Source organism: Streptomyces sp. NPDC059649 (assembly GCF_042734445.1).
In the GTDB taxonomy this organism is placed as follows: domain Bacteria; phylum Actinomycetota; class Actinomycetes; order Streptomycetales; family Streptomycetaceae; genus Streptomyces.
This window is the reverse complement of sequence record NZ_JBHWDV010000019.1, coordinates 86,696-106,006: the sequence shown is the minus strand read 5'-3', so window position 1 is coordinate 106,006 and position 19,311 is coordinate 86,696. Positions and strand designations below refer to the sequence as shown.

The following is a 19,311-nucleotide window of genomic DNA, read 5'->3' as shown; positions in this document are numbered from 1 at the left end:
TGCGTGGGGCTCAGCTCATGACCGTGTCTCACTCCTGTGACCGGAAGCTGGTCAGGGCGGCTGCCACGGCGCCGGTGAGCAGCACCGCGAGCCAGCAGCCGGAGACCAGGAAGGGGTGCTGGCCGGGGAAGGACGCGCCGGGCTGGACCGGGTTGCCCCACAGGTGGCGGATGGCGTCGGCCACCGCGGTGACCGGGTTCCATGCCACCACCGGGCGGAGCCATCCGGGCATGGCGGAGGCCGAGAAGACCGCGTCCGAGAGGAAGGTGCAGACGACCAGGGCGAGGGCCGCGATCGAGTCGACGGACTCGATGTTGCTGACGGTCATCCCCAGCGCGATGCCCACCCATACGGTGACCAGGATGAACAGGGCGGCGACGCCGAAACCGGCGAGGACCGACAGCGCATCACCGTGGACCCGCCATCCGATGGCCAGTCCGACGAGGCTGATCACCACGAGGACCCCGAGGCCGATCAGCAGGTCACCCAGCGCGTGCGCGGTCAGCACCGCCGCCCGGGAGATCGGCAGCGACCGGAAGCGGTCCATGAGTCCGGCCCGCCGGTCGAGGGCGACGCTGACCGCCGTGGGTCCCACCCCGGCCAGACCGATCTGTGCGGTGATGCCGGCCATCAGGTACTCCTGATAGGCGCCGCCGTGCGGGGCCACGATGGCGTTCTTGAACAGGTAGCCCACGGCGAGCAGCATCACCAGCGGGTTCATCACGAGCCCCACCATGCGTCCCGGGGCCCGGCGGAGGTGGCGCAGACGGCGGCCGGCCAGGGCGACGGTCTCCCTGACCACGCCGGCGGCGGACGGTCCGGCGGTGGTGTCGACGGTGAGGGTGCTCATGCCTGCCTTCCAGGGCGCCGCGACGCGAGTCGGCGCAGGTCGTCGTCGATGATCTGCCCGATCGCCGCTTGGGGCCCGGGGTGCATCAGGTACTCGTGCTCGTGCGGTACGTCGTGCCGGTGCACCGCGCCGGTCACGTGCGGCCGCCAGCGCCGGACGGAGTGCGTGGTGGCGGCCGCGGAGCGTTCGGCGGCGGCGACCACCAGCGTCATCTCGCCCCGGTGGCGGCCCGGTCGGAAGCGGGCCGCCAGGTCGGCGTGGTGCCGCATGGTGGCCAGCAGCCGCTCGACGTCCTCGGTGGCGAGCCGGGCGAACGTCCCGCCGTGCCGGCGGAGGGTGCGCGCGACGGACTCGGCGCCGCCGTCCGCCGCCCCGGCCGCGTCCTCGTGCCCGAGGTACGCGAGGAAGCGCACCAGGAGTTCCCGGTCGCCGGCCAGGGGGCCGTCGTGGGCGGGGTCGTGCGGATAGGCGTCGAGGTTGGCGAGGTAGGCCACGCGCTCCCCGTCGTCCTGGAGCCGGACGGCCAGGTGGTGGGCGAGCAGTCCGCCGTAGGACCAGCCCATCAGGTGGTACGGGCCCTCGGGCTGGATCCGCCGGATCAGTGCGAGGTGGTCCTCGGCCTGTGCCTCCAGGGTGGCCGGGGGTGCGCCGCCGCTCGCCTGCGGCGCCTGCAGGCCGTACAGCGGGCGGGCCGGGTCGAGGTGGGCGGCCAGGCCGAGGTACGGAAGGCTGAGTCCCAGCCCGCCGTGCAGGCACCACAGGGGCGGCAGTTCACCGGTGGGCCGGATGGGCAGCAGGGGGGCGAACGGGTCCAGGGCGCCCGCGTCGAGCCCGCCGGCCGTCCACTGCTCCTCCAGGTGCCGGACCGTGACGTGGCCCGGGGCCGTCGGGCGGCGGCGGGCCAGCGCGGCCAGGGCGGCGACGGTGCGTTCGGTGAAGACCTCCGCGACGGCGATCCGCAGGCCGTCCTTGGCCAGGTGGGAGACCAGTTGGACGCTGCCGATGCTGTTGCCCCCGAGCTCGAAGAAGTCGTCCTCGGCGCCGACCCCGGCCACCCCGAGCACCTCGGCGAAGGCGTCGGCGACCAGCCGCACCGTCCCGGCCGCGGGTGGCCGGGACGGTGTGCGGCGCCGCTCGGGCACCGGCAGCGCGGCGACGTCCAGCTTTCCGTGCGCGGTCAACGGCAGCTCCGGCAGGGCCAGCAGGGCCGCGGGCACCATGTGGCCGGGCAGCTTGCGGGCGAGCGCGGCACGCAGCGCCGCGACATCGGGCGCGGTGCCGGCCTCGGGCACCAGGTAGCCGACGAGCCGCAGGTCCCCGGGGCGGTCCTCCCGTGCGACCACGGCCGCCTGGGCCACCCCGGGCTCGTCGGTCAACGCGCTCTCGATCTCGCCCGGTTCGACCCGGAAGCCGCGGATCTTGACCTGCTGGTCGGCCCGGCCCACGTAGTCCAGGTTGCCGTCGGGAAGCCATCGCACGAGGTCTCCGGTGCGGTACATGCGGGAGCCGGGGGCGCCGAAGGGGTCGGCGACGAAGCGTCCCGCGGTCAGCGCCGGGCGGTTGAGGTAGCCCACCGCGAGGCCCGTGCCGCCCACGTAGAGCTCGCCGGTGACCCCGGCCGGCACCGGGGACAGCGCGTCGTCGAGGACGTGGACCCGGTGCCCGGCGACGGGGCGGCCGATGGGGGGACGGCCGGTGTCGAGCGGGTCGCTGACGGTGCAGCAGACCGTGGTCTCGGTCGGGCCGAAGGCGTTGACCATCCGGACGGTGCCGGCCCAGCGCTCGACGAGCTCCGGTGGGCAGGCCGAGCCGGCGACCGCCAGCAGCAGGTCCTCCGGCAGCCGGGTGTCCGGCGGGAGGGAGGCGACCACGACCGGCGGCAGCACGGCGAGGTTGACCGCGTGCCGGTGGAGCGTGTCGGCGAGCGGCTCCCCGGCCCGCCGGTCGTCGTCGGCCTGCACCAGGGTGCCGCCGCTGAACAGCGAGACGCACAGTTCCCACACGGCCGCGTCGAAGCCGAAGGACGCGAACTGCAGGGCCCTGGTGTGGGGTCCGAGCCCGAGGCGGGCCCGGTGGTCGCGGGCGAGATCGGCGGCCGTGGCGTGGCTGACGGCGACGCCCTTGGGCCGCCCGGTGGAACCGGAGGTGTAGATCACGTACGCGAGGTCCGCGGGCGTGAGGGGCCGGGTGCGCTCGTCGTCGGTCAGTGGCCGGGAGGGGCGCGCGGCGACGGACCCGGTGGTCGCGGCGTCGTCGAGCAGCACGGTCCGGTCCGCCGCCACCACGCCGTCGGGCAGCGCGCCGGACGCCCGGACCGCGGTGCAGGTGATCAGGGCCTTCGGCCGGGCGTCGGTCAGCATCTGGGTGATCCGCGCGGTGGGGTAGGCGGGGTCGACCGGGAGGTAGGCCGCGCCGGTCTTGAGCACGGCGAACAGCGCGACCACCAGGTCGGCCGAGCGGGGCAGTGCCAGGGCGACCAGGGTGCCCGGGCCGGCGCCGAGGTCCCGCAGGTGGCGGGCGAGCCGGCCGGCCCGCTCGTCCAGTTCCCGGTAGCTCAGCCGGTCCCGGTCGGAGACGAACGCGGGGTGGCCGGGCTGGTGCCGCGCCCACTGTTCGAACAGGGCCGGCAGGGTGACGGGCGGGGGCGCGGTCCGGCGCCGGTCGACGCTCCACCGGTCCAGGATCTGCCGGCGTTCCTCGGGCGCCAGGACCGTGAGGGAGCTCAGCCGTTCCGTGGGCCGGGTGACCGCGGCGGTCAGCAGCCGGACGAAGCGCTCCGCGAGCCGCTGGGCGGTGGGGCGGGTGTACAGATCGGTGGCGAACTCCAGCCGGCCGGTGAGGCCCGCCGGTCCGTCGGCGTCGTGCTCCTCGGCGATCTCGAAGGCCAGGTCGAACTTGACGCCGAGGCCCACCTCCACCGGGGCGCACTCCAGCCCGTCCAGGGAGAAGCGGGTCCGCGCGGTGTTCTGGAGGATCAGCATGACCTGGAACAGGGACTGGCGCGCCAGCGAGCGGGTGGGGCCCAGTGCCTCCACCAGGCGCTCGAACGGCAGGTCCTGGTGTGCGTAGGCACCGAGGTCGGTCTCCCTGACCCGGTGCAGCAGTTCGCCGAAGGTCGGGTCGCCGCCGGTGTCGGTGCGCAGGACCAGGGTGTTGACGAAGAAGCCGACCAGGTCGTGCAGGGCGGCGTCGGTGCGGCCCGCCACCGGCGTGCCGAGGGGGATGTCGGTGCCGGCGCCCAGTTTGGTGAGCGTGACGGCGAGGGCGGCCTGGAGCACCATGAAGGGGCTGACGCCGGCGGAGACCGCCAGCGCGGCCAGCCGGCGGTGGGTTTCCGCGGGCACCGTGAAGCCGACCGCGTCACCGGCGTGCCCGGCCATCCGCGGCCGGCGGTGGTCGGTGGGCAGCTCCAGTTCCTCGGGCATACCGCGCAAGGCGCGGGTCCAGTGGTCGAGTTGGCGGTTCTGGAGGCTTGCGGGGTCGTCCTCGGCACCGAGCAGGCGCCGCTGCCACAGCGTGAAGTCGGCGTAGGTCACCGGCAGTTCGGGCAGTTCGGGGGCGTGGCCGGCGCGACGTGCCCGGTAGGCCCGGGTGAGTTCACCGGCCAGGACCTCCAGGGACCAGCCGTCGACGGCGATGTGGTGCATCACCAGCAGCAGCACGTGGTGCGTCGGTCCGGCCCTGAACAGCCGGGCGCGCAAGGGGAGTTCGCCGGTGAGGTCGAAGTCGGCCGCGCACTCGTCCGCGAGCCGGGCGGCCAGCTCCCGATCGCCGCCGGTCACCTCGTGCAGCGGCAGGTCCGGCCGGGCCTCGGCGGCGTCCACCACCACCTGGCCGGGAACGCCGGCCAGTTCGGGGTAGACGGTGCGGAGCACCTCGTGGCGGTCGGTGAGGTCGCCCAGCGCCGCGCGCAGCGCGCCGGTGTCCAGGTCGCCGGTGAGGCGGACCGCCGATGTCACGTGGTAGGCGCCGCCGCCGGGGGCGAGGCGGTTGAGGAACCACAGCCGCTGCTGCATGTGCGACAGCGGTACGAAGGACGGCCGCTCCTGCGGGCACAGCGGTTCCCGGGCGGCCGGGGCGGCGGTGAGGTGGGCGGCGAGGGCGGCCGGCGTGCGGTGGTCGAAGAGGGCGCGGACCGACAGTTCCGCCCCGAGCGCGGCCCGGACCCGGCTGACCAGCCGGGTCGCCAGGAGGGAGTGGCCGCCCAGGACGAAGAAGTCGTCGTCCGGGCCGACGTCGGCGCAGCCCAGGGCATCGGCGAACAGGCCGCGCAGGATGTCCAGCGCGGGGGTGCCGGAGGCCGGCAGCGGCCGGGCCGGGGCGGCGGCCGGCGGCTCCGGGAGCCGGGCGCGGTCGACCTTGCCGCTGGGGCCGAGCGGCAGTGCGTCCAGGCGGACGAAGGCGGCCGGGACCATGTAGGAGGGCAGCGCGGCGGCCACCCGTTCGCGGATCCGTGCGGTGTCCGGGCCGGGTTCCGGGGTCACGAGGTAGGCGACGAGCCGTACGTCGTCCGCGCCGTAGGTGCGGGGCACCACCACGGCGTGGGTCACCTCGGGCTGTTCGACCAGGACCGCCTCGATCTCGCCGGGTTCGATGCGGTGGCCGCGGACCTTGATCTGGTGGTCGGCCCGGCCCACGTACTCCAGCTGGCCGTCGGCGTTCCAGCGGGCCAGGTCACCGGTGCGGTACATGCGGGTGCCGGGGGTGCCGTAGGGGTCGGCGACGAAGCGTTCGGCGGTCAGCGCGGGGCGCCCGAGGTAGCCGTCGGCCAGTTGGGTCCCGGCAAGGTAGAGCTCGCCGGTGACGTCGGGCGGGACCGGGCGCAGCGCCGCGTCCAGGACGTACCCGCGGGTGTTGGCCAACGGGGTGCCGATGGGCGGGGTGCGGTCGGCCGGGGCGCGTACCTCGTGGGCGGTGACGTAGATGGTGGCCTCGGTGGGCCCGTAGAAGTTGAGGAGGGAACCGGCGTGCCGGAGCAGGCCCGCCGCGAGCGCGGCGCTCAGCGCCTCTCCCCCGGACAGCAGGCGCAGTCCGGCCAGGCAGGCGGGCTGCGAGGTCAACAGCGCCTGCAACTGGCTGGGGGTGGCCTGCAGGACGGTCGCGCCGTGGGTCCGTACCGCCGCCGCGAGGGCCGCGGGGTCGCGGGTGGTGGCCCGGTCGGCGAGGACCAGTCCGGTGCCGGTCAGCAGCGGCAGGAAGAGCTCCAGCAGGGCGATGTCGAACCCGAAGGTGGTGGTCGCCAGGGTGCGGTCGTCGGGGTTCAGGGCCACCCGGTGACGGGCGTCGTCGAGGAAGTTGGCGAGGGCGCCGTGCGGCACCACGACGCCCTTCGGCCGGCCCGTCGAGCCCGAGGTGTAGAGGAGGTAGGCGGGCAGGTCGGGGCGGAGCGGGCCGCCCCGCTCGGCGTCGGTGAGGTCGCCGTCGGCGAGGGTGTCCAGCCGGTCGCCGACGGCGGATGCGTCCACCAGGACCGTGGGGCCCGGCCAGCCGATGGCGGCGGCCTCGGCGGTGGCGCTCAGCAGCACGGCCGGGCGGGCGTCGTCCAGCATGTACCGGATGCGGGCGCGCGGGTGGTCGGGGTCGACCGCGAGGAACGCGCCGCCGGTCTTGAGCACGGCGAGCACGGCGACCAGCAGGTCGCCGGTGCGCGGCAGCGCCACGGCGACGACGGAACCCGGTCCGACGCCGCGGCCGAGCAGGAGCCGGGCGAGCCGGTTGGCGCGGCCTTCCAGCGCGCCCGCGGTCAGCGTCCCGTGGTCGCTCGCCACGGCGACCCGGTCCGGGTCCTGGGCGGCCCGCCGGGCGAGGGCGTCCGGCAGGAGCCACGTGGGGGCGGGCCGGGCGGTGTCGTTGAACCGGGCCAGTACGAGCTCCCGTTCCTCGGGGGCGAGGAGGTCGAGGCGGCCGGCCGGTTCGCCGGCGACGTCGGGGAGGCGTGCCAGCAGCCGGGTCGCCCGGGTCAGCAGCCGGCGGGCGGCCTGCTCGGTGCGGAGTCCGGGGTGGTACTGCAGACGCAGTTCGAGGCCGTCGCCGGGCAGGATCACCAGGCTCAGCGGGAACTCGGTGTCGTTGCGGATCTCGGAGTCGAGCAGGCGCAGGCCGGTCAGTTCGGTGAAGGCGTCCGTGCCGGTCCGCGGGTAGTTCTGGAACAGCACCGCGGTGTCCAGGAGCCGGGCACCGCCGGCGAGTTGCTGGATGTCGGCGAGCCCGAGGTGCCGGTGCGGCAGCAGCTCCGCCTGCTGCGCCATGTAGGCGGTGAACAGGTCGGTCAGGGAGCGGGCCGGGTCGATCCGCAGCCGGGCGGGCAGGGTGTTGGCGAACATCCCGACCAGCGATTCCACGCCGGGCAGCTCGGCCGGCCGGCCGGAGTCCACCACCCCGAAGGTGACGTCGGCACGGCCGGTGAGCTGGCCGACGAGGAGTCCCCAACTGCCCTGGACCACGGTGCCGGTGGTCAGCTGGTGCGTGCGCGCCCAGCCGGCCAGGCGTGCGGCGGCCCGGGGAGGCAGATGGCCGCGCACGGTGTGCGGGACGACCGCGGTGCGGCCCGGGTCGTCCGGCGCGACCAGGGACGGTTCGGACAGCCCCGACAGCGCCTCGCGCCACGCCGCCCGCGCCGCCCGCCCGTCCTGCCGCGCCAGCCAGGTCAGATGGTCCCGGTAGCCGGTCCCCGGACGTACGGCGGGACCCGCGGGACCGGACGCGGCGGCGTAGTCCTCGAAGAGGCCGGACAGCAGCAGGGGCATGGACCAGCCGTCCACCACGATGTGGTGTGCCGTGAGCAGGAAGCGGTGCAGGCCGTCGGCGCGGCGGACCAGGGTGCACCGCAGCAGCGGCGGGCGGGTGAGGTCGAAGCGCTCGGTCCGGTCGGCCTCGGTGATCCGTTCCAGTTCGGCGCGCTGCCCGTCGGGGGGCAGGTGGCCGAGGTCGAGCGAGGTCCAGCGCAGTGGCACGGCGGTGGGGACCACCTGTACCGGTTCGCCCGATGTGCGGGTGCGGAAGCAGGCCCGCAGGTTGGGGTGGCGGACGAACTGGGCGCGCACCGCGGAGCGCAGCCGGCCTTCGTCGAGGGGCCCGGCGAGGTCGGCCGTGAACTGCAGGACGTGGATGTCGGGGCCGTCCTGCACGAGGTCGGCGTGGAAGAGGAAGCTGCGTTGCAACGGCGACAGCGGCAGGAACTCACTGCGCGGCCGGCTCGTGCGGGTGGTCGCCATCAGGACTCCAGCTCGGTGTCGAGTTCCGCCAACTCGCTTTCCAGTACGGCCAGTTCGTCGCCGTCGAGGCCGAGCAGGTCCGCCGGGTCCGGTTCGGGGCCGGTTTCGTCCGGGGCGGGCTCTTCCGCGGATTGTCGTGCGGCGGCGAGCGCGGCGGGGGTCCGCAGCCGGAAGACCTGTCCGGCGGTCAGCGGCAGTCCCTTGGCCCGGGCGCGGCCGACGACCTGGATCGCGCTGATCGAATCGCCGCCCAGCAGGAAGAAGTTGTCCTGCGGGCCGACCCGTTCGAGCCCCAGGACCTCCGCGAACAGCCCGCACAGCAGCGCCACCTCGGCGCCCGCCGCGGCGGGGGCCGGACCGGTGTCGGGCCGGTCCGTCCCGTCGGCGGCCGTCAAGATGCCGCCGCGCCGCAGCACGTCCTCGTCGGGGCCCGGGACGTCCGGTCCGGTGACGGGCCGGTCAGGATGCTCCACCAGTCCCAGGAGCAGCCGGCGGAACGTCGTGGCGAGCGCCTCGACGGTGTCCCGGTCCAGCACGTCGGGCGCGTGGTCGAAGCGGATCTCCAGGCGGGTCCCGGTCCGTACGACCAGGCTGAGGGGGTGGTGCCGGGCGTCGCGGGCGCCGGCGTCGGCCACCCGCAGGCCCGTCCCGGCGGGCAGGTCGTCGGGGGTCACCGTCGGGAAGTTCTCGAAGACCAGGACCGTGTCGAAGGGTTCACCGGCCGCGGCGAGCGCGGGGTTGCCCCCGAGCATCTCGCCGAGCCCCAGGTGGTCGACGTCGCGCAGTCGGGACTGTTCCTTCTGCAGCCGGTGCAGGAAGTCGGTCGCCGGCTCGTCGGGCCGCAGCGCGGCGCGCACCGGGAGGGTGTTGAGGAACGGTCCGACGATGGACTCCACGCCGGGCAGCCCGCCGGGGCGGGTGGAGACGGTGGAGCCGAACAGGACGTCGTCGCGTCCGGTCGTCCGGCCCAGCAGCGCCGCCCAGGCGCCCAGCAGGAGGGTGTTGACGGTGAGCCCCTGGGCCGCCGCGAAGCCGGTGAGCGCGGCCGTCTCGGCCCCGGTCAGCAGCAACGGCAGCGACGCGGGCTCGACCGGTTCCCGGCCCGGCCCGGCCGCGCAGAGGTACACCGGTCCGGCGACGCCCGCCAGCGCCGCGTGCCAGGCGGCCCGGGCGGAGTCGCGGTCCTGCGCGGCGAGTCGGGCCAGGTAGCTGCGGAACGGGACCGGGGCGGGCAGGTCCCGGGCGTCGCCGCCGTCGGCGTAGCAGGTCAGCAGTTCCCGGACCAGGACGGGCATGGACCAGCCGTCGACCAGGATGTGGTGCAGGGTCCAGATCAGCCGGTGCCGCCGGTCGTCCAGGCGGGCCAAGGTCCAGCGCATCAGGGGCGGTTGGGCGAGGTCGAAGTGGCGCTCCCGGTCGGCCGCGGCGAGCCGCGACAGTTCCGCCGTGCGCTCCTCGGCGGACAGGGTGCGGCAGTCGGCCCGGGTGAGCGGCACGGTGACGCCCTCGCGCAGGACGGCGACCGGGTCGCCGGCGTCGCGGTACCGGAAGCCCGCCGCCAGGTGGGGGTGCCGGTGCAGGAGGGCGGCCAGGGAGCGCTCCAGCGCCGCGGGGTCGAGGGGGCCGGTCAGGTCGGCGGTGATCTGGAGGGTGTAGAGGTCGGGTCCGTCGCCGCGCAGCTGGGCCTGGAACAGCAGGCCGCGCTGGAAGGCGGTGAGCGGCAGCACGTCCGTCAGGGCGCCGGCGCTCTCCCGGGCCAGTTCGTCGGTCTCCTCCTGGGTCAGGGTGACCAGCGGGAAGTCCGACGGGGAGGGTCCGCCGGCGTCCGGCAGCGCGAGGTGGCGCACCACGGTCCGCAGCGCCTCGAACCAGCCCCGGGCGATCTCCTCGACGTCCGCGGCGGTCAGCACACCGTCGGCCCACAGCCACTCGGCGGCCAGCCGCGGTCCGGTGCCGAGGTCCTCGGTGACCGCGGTGACCGCCAGCGGGTGGCGCAGCGGCATGTCGGGGTGGACGCCGGTGCCGACCACCCCGTGTGCGCCGTCCATCGTCCACGGGCCGGCCGTAGCGTCCGCGGTGAACCGCCCGAGGTAGTTGAAGCCGACGTCCGGGGTGCCGCCGGCCGCCAGCAACCGGGCCGTCTGCGGGTTCAGATGGCGCAGCAGGCCGTGGCCGAGGCCGCGGTCGGGCACCGCGCGCAGCTGCTCCTTGATGCGCTTGACGACGGTGGCCAGGGCCGGCCCGGCGGCCCAGGCCTCGGCGGCGTCGAACTCCCCGGGGTCGAGCAGGACCGGGAAGACGGAGGTGAACCAGCCGACCGTGCGGGACAGGTCGGCCGTGGCGTCGAGCTCCTCGCGTCCGTGGCCTTCGAGTTCGACCAGGACCCGCGGCCCCGCGTCCGGGTTCCGGCCGGCGCGCCACCGGCCGACGGCCAGGGCGAGCGCGGCCAGCAGGAGGTCGTTGATCTCGCCGTGGAAGGCGGCGACGGCGGAGGTGAGCAGGGCGGCGGTGGTGTCCTCGGGCAGCTGCAGCCGCAGCCGGCCGGCCCGGCCGTAGGTGTCGTGGGCCGGGTCGAGGGGGCGCCGGCCGAGACCGGCGGCCGGGTCGGCGAACTGCCGCTGCCAGTGGTCGAGTTCGGCGATCCGCCGGCCGGAGCGGGACTCGCGGGCCAGCAGGGACGCCCAGCGCCGGTAGGAGGTGGGGACCTCGGCCGGCTCCGGCGGCTCCCCGGCCTCGACCGCCTCGCAGGCGGTGCGCAGGTCGGCGAGGAGGACGCGCCAGGAGACGCCGTCGACGACCGTGTGGTGCGCCAGCAGCAGCAGACGGTCCGTGCCGTCCGGTCCGCGACCGAGGAGCACGGCCTGCAGCATGACGCCGCCGCGCGGGTCGAGCCGGGTGCGGGCCGCGGCGACCTGTGCCGCCACGGCCCGTTCGAGGGCGGCGGGGTCGGGCGGGGTGCCGTCCGCGGTGTGGACGAGGGTGGCGGCGTCGACCGTGCCGGGCTCGCCGGTGCGCAGCGTCCAGACGCCGGGCGCCGGTTCGTGCAGCCGCAGCCGGAGCACGTCGTGCCGGTCGACGAGGGACTGCAGGGCGGGGACCAGCCGTGCGGCGGTCAGGCCCGGGGGCGTGCGCAGGACCACGTACTGGCTGTACTGCGCCGCCGGCCCGTCGAGCGTGGTCAGGTCCTCGCAGAGCTGGGCGATGATCGGGGTGGGGTCGAGGTCGCCCACACCGTCGTCGGCCGCCGCCCGCGTCGCGGAGCCCGCGGGGGCGTCCCCGTCCGCGCCCACGGGGTGGTGGGCGGCGAGGGCGGCGGGGGTGCGGTGGTCGAAGATCGCCCGGGGGGTGAGCGTCACCCCGCGGGCCCGCGCCCGGCTCACCACCTGGATCGCGGTGATGGAGTCGCCGCCGAGGGCGAAGAAGCTGTCGTCGACGTGCACCTCGGCCAGGTGCAGCACCTCGGCGAAGGTCTCGCAGAGCACCGTCTCGGCCCCCGGCCGCGGCCCGCGCCGCCGCCGGGTGACCGGGGCGGTGGCGCCGGCGGGGTCGGGCAGCGCCCGGCGGTCCACCTTGCCGTGCGCGGTCAGCGGCATCCGGTCCAGCGCGACCCAGGACGAGGGCACCATGTAGTCGGGGAGTGCCGAGGCGACCGCGTCGCGGACCGTGTCCGGGGGCACGTCCGGCGCGACGACGTAGGCGATCAGACGGGTGTTTCCGGACGGGCCGGCGACCGCCCGTACCGCCGCGTCGGCCACCCCGTCGACGGCGCGCAGCGCGGCCTCCACCTCGCCCAGTTCGATCCGGTGTCCGCGCACCTTGACCTGGTGGTCCAGGCGCTCGACGAACTCCAGCTGGCCGTCGGGGCGGCGCACCACGCGGTCGCCGGTGCGGTACATCCGTGCGCCGCCCCCGGCGAAGGGATCGGCGACGAACGCGGCGGCGGTCTTGACCGGGTCAAAGAGGTAGCCGCGGCCCACCCCGGCGCCGCCCACGAAGAGTTCGCCCACCTGGCCCACCGGGACCGGGCGCAGGTCGCCGCCGAGCACGTGCAGGACGGTGTTGCGCACCGGCCGGCCGATGGGGACCCGGTGGCCCAGCTCCTGGCCCGGCCGCAGGACGGCGTGGGTCACATCGTCCGAGCACTCCGTGGGCCCGTACGCGTTCACCATCGGCACCCCGGCGATCTCCCACCACCGTGCGCACAGGTCGGCCGGGAGCGCCTCACCGGTGACCATCAGCCACCGGAGCGGGCCGGTGTCGGGGCCGGTGCCCGAGACCTGCCACAGGTCCAGCGCGGCGCGCAGCAGGGACGGCACGACCTCCAGCACCGTCACCGCGTGGTCCGCGACCGTGCCGAACAGCGCCTCGGGGTCGGCGGCGACCTCGTGCGTGACGATCTGTACGACGCCGCCGGCCAGCAGCGGGCCCAGCATCTGCCACACCGACACGTCGAAGGTCACCGGCGCGTTCCACACCACCGTGTCGGCGGGGCCGAGTCCGAGGTCCTCGATCTTGGCGAGGAGGTGGTTGAGCATCCCTCGGCGTTCGACGATCGCGCCCTTCGGCCGGCCGGTCGATCCCGAGGTGAAGATCACGTAGGCGGGGTCCCGCGGTGCGCCCACCGGTGCGGCCGGTCCGGCGGGCCCGGCCGCCGCGGCGAAGTCCCGGTCCGCCGCGAGCCGCCGCACCGGGTGGCCGGTCAGCGCGGTCACCTCGTCGGCCAGCGCGGCGCATCCGGGGCCGACGACCAGGTGCGCCACGCGGGCGTCGGTGAGCAGTCCGGCGGCCCGGGCCACCGGGGCCCGTACGTCCAGCGGCACCCAGGCACCGCCGGCCTGCAGGACGGCCAGCACCGTGCCGAGGAAGACCGCGCCCGGTTCGGCCAGCACGCCCACGAGGGAGCCGGGGCGCACTCCGGCCCCGGTCAGCCGCCGCGCCAGCGCGTCGACCCAGGTCACCAACTGCCCGTAGGAGACCGCCCGTTCGCCCTCCCGCAGGGCGGTCGCCGCCGGGTCCCGCCCGGCGCGCTCGTGGATCCGCTCCACCACGCCGCCCGGCACCGGGCCGGTGGCTCCGGTGCCGGCGGCGAGCAGCGCGGCGCGTTCGTCGTCGGTGACCATCTCCAGCCGGCCGAGCGGAGTGTCCGCCGGGGCGGACGCCAGCCGGCGCAGGAACGCCTCGAAGCGGGCCAGATGGCCCTGGATCTCCGCCGGCCGGTAGAGCGCGGGGTTGCCGTTCATGTGGAGTTCCAGGCCGCCGCCGACGGAGTCCAGCACGGTGATCATCAGGTCGTCGACGATGCCGGTGGAGAGGTTGTGCAGCTCCGCCCGGCACGGGCCGAGGCGGATCTCCGGGTTCTGCGGCAGGACGTTGACGAACGGGCCGAACGGCCGCCGGTCGCCCGCCGTCAGCCCCCTCGCCCGGCGCAGCCGCTCGGCCGGGTAGCGCTGGTGCCGCAGCGACCGGGCGAGGGTCCGGGAGGTCGCGGTGAGCAGTTCGGCCACCGTCGTGGCGGCCGCGGCCCGGGCCGGGAACGGCAGGTAGTTGGCGACCATTCCGGGGACGGTGCGGGCGAGCGCGGACTGCCGTGCGGTCACCGGGAGGGTCAGCAGCACGTCGGGGGTGCCGGTGGCCTTGGCGACGTACGCGGCGGTGGCGGCGATCGCGAAGGTCGGCCAGGTCACCCCGGCGTCCGCCGCGGCGCGGCGCAGGGTGGCCGCGGTGGTGGCGTCGACGGTGCGGGTGACCCGCAGGAAGGCCGTGCCGGGTGCGGGGTCCTCGGTGGCGAGGGTGGTCGGTGGTGCGTCCTGCGGCAGGTGGCGCTCCCAGAAGAGCCGGTCGCGCTCGACCGCGGGCGAGGCCAGGTACTCGGCCTCGGCGTCCAGCAGCACCCGCAGCGGGGGCAGCGGTGTCCCCGGCAGGCCGCTCCCGTCGGCGGACGGGCCGTCGTAGACCTCGCTGAGCCTGCGGTAGACCGCGAGCCGGCTGTAGCCGTCGGCGAGCAGGTGGTGCATGGCCAGGTGGAACAGGTGGCGGTCGGCGGCGATCCGCACCAGGGTCATCCGGAACAGCAGACTGCCGGTCAGCCGGAAGGGCCGGTGCAGGTCCTCGTCGAAGAGCCGCAGGGCCTCACCGACCGGATCGGCCGCACCGCCGAGGTCCAGCTGCCGCAGCGGCAGTTCGCCGAGCGGCCGGACGTGCTGGACGGGGACGCCGTCCGTCTCGGAGAACCGCGCCCTGGTGCACTCGGCCTCGTCCAGCACCGTCTCCAGCGCCCGGCGCAGCCGGGCCGGGTCGAGCGGCCCGGAGATGTCGAGGTAGTCGGCCATGTTGTAGGCCAGTCGCCCCCGCGCGAGCCGCTCGTCGAACCAGATACCGGACTGGGCGCCCGTCAACGGCAGGGCGGTGTCGGCGGGTTGGGTCATGGTGTCTCCTGGACGCGTCACGGTGGGAGGGCGGGCCGCTGCCACGGGGGCGCCGGCGAGCGGGGAGCGGGGGCGGGGGACGGCGGGCGGCTCAGCCGACCCGGGCGGGGAGGTCGTCGTCCAGGGTCTGCGGGCCGTACAGGTCGACGACCCACTGCTCCTGGTACACGGTGTCCAGATAGCGCTCGCCGAGGTCGGGGGCGATGGCGACGGCCCGGCCGCCGGGCGGCAGCGGGTGCCGCGCGAGCCAGGCGAGGGCGCCGCCGACGACGGTGCCGGTGGAGCCGCCGAAGAGGAAGCCGCGGCGGGCCAGCCGGCGGCAGCTGCGGATGGTGTCGGGCTCGGCGACCATGACGACGTCGTCGACCAGCGATTCGTCGAGCAGCGGAGGGCGTACCCCGGTGCCCAGCCCCGGGATCATGCGGGTCCGGGCGGGGCCACCGAAGGTGACCGAGCCCGCCGCGTCCACCGCGACCACCCGGGCCGACGGCTTGTGGTCCCGCAGGTAGCGGGCGCAGCCCATCAGGGTGCCGGTGGTCCCGGCGCCGACGAACAGGACCGACAGGTCGGGGAAGGCGCGCAGGATCTCCGGGCCGGTGGTGTCGTAGTGGGCCTGCCCGTTGTCCGGGTTGGCGTACTGGTTGAGCCAGAGGAAGTCCTCGTTGCCGGCGCACAGTTCGCGGACGTGCGCGAGGCGCGCGCCGAGCAGTCCGTCCACCGGGTCCGGGGTGGTGATGACGTGCACCTCGCTGCCCAGCGCCTGCATCAGCTGACGGGCGCCGAGGGTGCAGCGGGAGTCGGTCACGCACAGGAAGCGGTAGCCCCGGCTCGCGGCCAGCAGGCTCAGCGCCACGCCGAGGTTCCCCGAGGAGCTCTCGACCAGGGTGGAACCGGGACGTAGCCGGCCCCGGCGTTCGGCGGCGTCCACCATTGCGCGGGCGGCCTTGAGCTTGATGGAACCGGCGAAATTGAACCCCTCGCATTTCAGCATCAACGGTTCACCGACGAGGGGTTCCAGATCGACGAAGAGGTCGTCGGCATTGAATTCGTGGGGAGCGGTGATGATGTGAATGGGACACCTGCCGCCTTGATGGGTATGGGCTTCTTCAGATGCGTGCGTGATCCTGCCAAATCACACTGACCGCCGATTGACCGGCCGCTGACCGGAATTGGTCAACTTGCCGCTTTCGCAAGGGCGTTGCTAGGTTCTGGGCGGCCCGGCCCGACGGCGTGGTCCGGGCGGTGGCCGAATGGGGGGAAGGCAGCCATGCGCGTCGTGCTCGCCGAGGACCAGTTCTTGTTGCGCGAGGGTCTGATCCGGCTGCTGGAACCGCACGGATTCGAGGTCGTGTCGGTCGTGGGCAGCGGTCCGGAACTGGTCCGGGCCCTGGACGTCGAACGCCCCGACCTGGTCCTGGCGGACATCCGGATGCCGCCGACCCACACCGACGAGGGGCTGCGCGCGGTGCTGGAGGCCCGCCGCCGCCACATCGGCCAGCCGTCACTGCTGCTGTCGCAGTACGTCGACCAGCTCTACGCGCGGGAGTTGCTCGCGGACGGCGAGGGCGGCGTGGGCTATCTGCTGAAGGACCGGGTCTTCGACGCCACGCAGTTCGTCTCGGCGCTGCGCCAGGTGGCCGGCGGAGGCACGGTGATGGACCCGGACGTGGTCAGCGCGATGATGTCCGGCAGCGGGCGGGACGAAAAGGTCACGCGGCTGACCGACCGGGAACGCGATGTGCTGCACGGCATGGCCGCGGGCCGGTCCAATGCCGCGATCGCCGCCTCGCTCGTCATCACGGAAAAGGCCGTCACCAAACACATCGGCAACATCATGCAGAAACTGGATCTGCCGCCGTCCAAGGACGACAACCGCCGGGTGCTGGCCGTGCTGGCCTATCTCAACCATTCCTGACCGCGGCGGTCAGCCCGTGGCCCGCCCGGACAGCAGCGCCGGGAAAAGGTTGAGGTGCTGGATGTTGCGGGTGCCTTCCATGAACTCGACGCCCCGCGCGTCCCGCGCCAGTTTGTCCAGCAGCGGATGGCTCGCCCGGGCGGCCGGCGCCAGCAGCTCACAGGCGGCCAGCGTGGCGTCCTCGGCCAGTTGGCAGGCCCGGGCCTTGGCGGCCGAGGCGAGGTGCCCGTCGCCGGTGGCGTCCACCTCGGCCGCGGCCCGGAGCACCAGGGACCGGGTGGCGTCGATCCGGCGGCCCAGTTCCTCGATGCGGTCCCGGGCAGCACCCCGGGCGGCCGGCCGCTGCTCGACGACGTACGCATGGGCGGCCCCCGCGATGCCGAGGGCCAGCGCCGCCACCCCGGGCCGCAGCCGGTGGAAGACCTGGACGCAGGCCCACATGCCGCGGCGGACCGGCGACAGGTGCCGGCCGAGCACCCGCTCGGGCTCGACGGGAAGGTCGTCGAGGGTGACGGCGCCCAGTTGCGCGCCGCGCAGTCCGAGCGTGTCCAGCGGCTCGGCCCGCCAGCCGGCGCACCCGGTGTCCACCAGGACGGCCGTCACACCGAGCGGTCCGCTGCCGGTACGGGCGAAGACGACGGCGAGTTGGGCCCGGGCGGCGTTGCCCACATAGCGTTTGCGGCCGGCCAGGACGAGCCGGCCGTCGGCACCGGGGCGCAGTGTGGTCTCCATCGCCGAGGCGTCGGAGCCGTGGTCCGGCTCGGTCAACGCGAAGCAGGTCCAGGTCGGTTCCTTCACCAGCCGGGTGTAGTACTCCGCGCGCTGCGCCGGGTCGGCCAGCCGGTCCACCAGCACGCCCGACATCGACGGCCCGGGCGCGGCGAGGGTCAGCCCCGCGTCGCCGCGCGCCAGTTCCTCCAGCACCACGACGTGTTCCGGCGCGCCGGTGCCCTCGAAGACGTACGGGCCCACCCGCAGCGGCCGGCCGCCGTACTCGCGCGGGGTGCCGTACGTGCTGAGGTGGCGGACCCCCGGCAGGTCGAGGTAGTGGTGGACGGCGGCCGGGTCCCGGTCGAGCTCCAGCGCGGCGGCGCGGAACTGGTCGCCCCACTCACGGGCCTCGGCGCGCAGTGCGGCCAGCCGTGCGTCACCGTTCACCGTTCCTCCTCCGCGGGCAGATAGACGTCGGCCAGCAGTTCCGACACCTCGGCGATGCCTCCGGGACCCTCGCGCAGGAAGCCGTGCGCGCCGAGGAGCCGCAGCCATGCCCGGTCGGTGCGGGTGACCTGGGAGTGCAGATGCCGCAGCAGCGCCGTGGTCGCTCCGGCCGGGGTGAGCGTGGTGGCGTGTGCGGTCAGTTCCAGCTCGGCGGCGTACGCCTCCGCTGCCTGCGCCTTGACCAGTTGGTGCCGCAGGATGGTGCCGTCCCCGCTGGTGCGGGCGCCCAGCCGGGCCAGGCAGGCGGTGCGGAGTCCGGCGGTGAGTCCGAGCCGGATCCAGAGCAGGGCCGGCGGGGCGGGCGCGGGGGTGTCCGGCGCGCGCCGTAGCAGGACCACGGGGCCGGCGGGCGGCGGGTAGCGGCGCAGTACCCGGCCGGCCCTCGGGCCCGCCGGCTCCGGGAGGACGGCGTGGCCGGCGGCGCCGCCGTCCAGGGCGTGCGGGCCGTGCCGGTCCAGCAGGGCCCGCAGGGCCGCCGCCGGGCCCTCGTCCCGGGCCGCCGCGTACAGCTGCCGGTGGCCGGGTGGGGCACTCACCCCGGTCGCGGCGCTCATGCGGCCACCGGGCCGACGCGGCAGACCGACAGGTCACCCAGGGACCGGTCGTACTCGGCGAGCAGCACCGGGGCGTCGTCCGGTGCCGGGCGCAGGGCGGCCAGCGCGCCGAGCAGCGCGGTGCACGGCCATCCCTCCGGTGCGTACCGGAGCGAGGCGTGCGGGATCCTCGGTGCCCACCGCTCCCCCACGCCGGGCCCGATCAGGACCGTGGAGGCCCCGTCGGCCGCGAGTTCGGCCGCGAGCGCGTCGAGGGTGCGCGGCACCTCCTCGGCGGGGACGCCGGCCCGCTGGCGCACCCGGAGCGCGTCCGGGGCGCCGTCCGGCGCCGGCTCGACGACCAGCGCCACCGCGGCGTCGCCCACCGCCCGCCGGTCCGGCGGCAGGGGCACGTCGTACGGCAGGTCCGACCGGTCGAAGGCGAACGCCAGCACCCGCCGGAGGCGGTGCCGGAGCACACCGGAGCGGGCCAGCGCGAGCATGGTGAAGGGCGCCGAGACGCCGGTGTCGGTGATCCCGAAGAGCCGGGGCCGGCCGGGCAGGCGGGCGGCCAGCGTGGGCCCGGTGAGCGTCAACGGGTGCAGGTCCGGCGTCGCATGGGCCAGCAACAGCAGGTCCACGGGGCGGTCCTGGGCGCCGAGCGGGTCCAGCAGGGCCGCTGCCATCTCCTCGAAGGTGGATCCGGTGACCGTCGGCCGGCCGGCTTCCCGCAGGGGCACGCCGGCGCCGGAGGCGACCTTGGCGTGGTACCGGTCGTCGTCGTCCGCGGCGGGGCGGGCGGCCCCGGCCGGGAAGCGGCGGTGTGCCATCGCGGACACCGTCAGGGCGACCGTCACCGCTGCGCTCTCAGCTCACCCGTGAGGTGGTCGGCCAGCGAGCCGGCGGTGGCGAAGTGGCTCATCTCCAGGTTCTCCGTGTCGAACTCGCAGCCCAGCAGCTCCTCCAGGGCGAGCAGCAGGTCGAGCACGCCGGTGGAGTCGAGGCCGAGTTCGTCGAAGAGCCTGGTGTCGGCGGCCAGGCCGGTCAGGTCGCGCTGGAGGACGTCGCCGAGGGCTTCGGTGACGGCGGCGGTCACCCGGTCCTGCTCGGTCGTGGGCTGCTGCACGGTCGCTTCGGTCATGTCCGTTGTCCTTCG

Annotated in this window: 9 protein-coding genes; 1 reads left to right on the top strand and 8 read right to left on the bottom strand. The window is 75.4% G+C overall.

Going from position 1 to position 19,311, the window contains the following annotated elements; all coding sequences use genetic code 11:
- Positions 1 to 28: 28 nt before the first annotated feature.
- The 4 genes from ACFV1J_RS21005 to sbnA form a co-directional block, all read right to left on the bottom strand.
- Positions 29 to 850, bottom strand: a complete 822-nt coding sequence (locus ACFV1J_RS21005; RefSeq protein WP_385860274.1) for an ABC transporter permease — start codon at positions 848 to 850, stop codon at positions 29 to 31.
- Positions 847 to 8,064, bottom strand: a complete 7,218-nt coding sequence (locus ACFV1J_RS21000; RefSeq protein ID WP_385860272.1) for an amino acid adenylation domain-containing protein — start codon at positions 8,062 to 8,064, stop codon at positions 847 to 849. Before ACFV1J_RS21000 ends, ACFV1J_RS21005 begins: the two co-directional genes overlap by 4 nt.
- The gene (locus ACFV1J_RS20995; RefSeq protein WP_385860270.1) at positions 8,064 to 14,489 is read right to left on the bottom strand and encodes an amino acid adenylation domain-containing protein; all 6,426 of its coding nucleotides are present in this window, start codon (positions 14,487 to 14,489) and stop codon (positions 8,064 to 8,066) included. Before ACFV1J_RS20995 ends, ACFV1J_RS21000 begins: the two co-directional genes overlap by 1 nt.
- Before the next feature lie 91 nt (positions 14,490 to 14,580).
- Positions 14,581 to 15,561: a 2,3-diaminopropionate biosynthesis protein SbnA gene (sbnA, locus tag ACFV1J_RS20990; protein WP_385860338.1), complete on the bottom strand. Its 981-nt coding sequence runs from the start codon at positions 15,559 to 15,561 to the stop codon at positions 14,581 to 14,583.
- 195 nt (positions 15,562 to 15,756) lie between these two features.
- Between sbnA and ACFV1J_RS20985 the strand changes: the two genes are divergently transcribed.
- The gene (locus ACFV1J_RS20985) at positions 15,757 to 16,404 is read left to right on the top strand and encodes a LuxR C-terminal-related transcriptional regulator (protein ID WP_385860269.1); all 648 of its coding nucleotides are present in this window, start codon (positions 15,757 to 15,759) and stop codon (positions 16,402 to 16,404) included.
- A 9-nt stretch (positions 16,405 to 16,413) separates the two neighbouring features.
- On the opposite strand, the gene ACFV1J_RS20980 is transcribed toward ACFV1J_RS20985, so the two are convergent.
- The 4 genes from ACFV1J_RS20980 to ACFV1J_RS20965 are packed head-to-tail and all read right to left on the bottom strand — an operon-like array spanning position 16,414 to position 19,296.
- The gene (locus tag ACFV1J_RS20980) at positions 16,414 to 17,562 is read right to left on the bottom strand and encodes an acyl-CoA dehydrogenase family protein (RefSeq protein WP_385860267.1); all 1,149 of its coding nucleotides are present in this window, start codon (positions 17,560 to 17,562) and stop codon (positions 16,414 to 16,416) included.
- The gene (locus tag ACFV1J_RS20975) at positions 17,559 to 18,176 is read right to left on the bottom strand and encodes a hypothetical protein (RefSeq protein WP_385860265.1); all 618 of its coding nucleotides are present in this window, start codon (positions 18,174 to 18,176) and stop codon (positions 17,559 to 17,561) included. Before ACFV1J_RS20975 ends, ACFV1J_RS20980 begins: the two co-directional genes overlap by 4 nt.
- Positions 18,173 to 18,985 carry a hypothetical protein gene (locus tag ACFV1J_RS20970; protein ID WP_385860263.1) on the bottom strand — a complete coding sequence of 271 codons (813 nt, stop codon included), beginning with the start codon at positions 18,983 to 18,985 and terminating at the stop codon, positions 18,173 to 18,175. Before ACFV1J_RS20970 ends, ACFV1J_RS20975 begins: the two co-directional genes overlap by 4 nt.
- A gap of 23 nt (positions 18,986 to 19,008) precedes the next feature.
- Entirely contained in the window at positions 19,009 to 19,296 is a 288-nt protein-coding gene (locus tag ACFV1J_RS20965) for a phosphopantetheine-binding protein (RefSeq protein WP_385860261.1), read from the bottom strand.
- Positions 19,297 to 19,311: the final 15 nt, after the last annotated feature.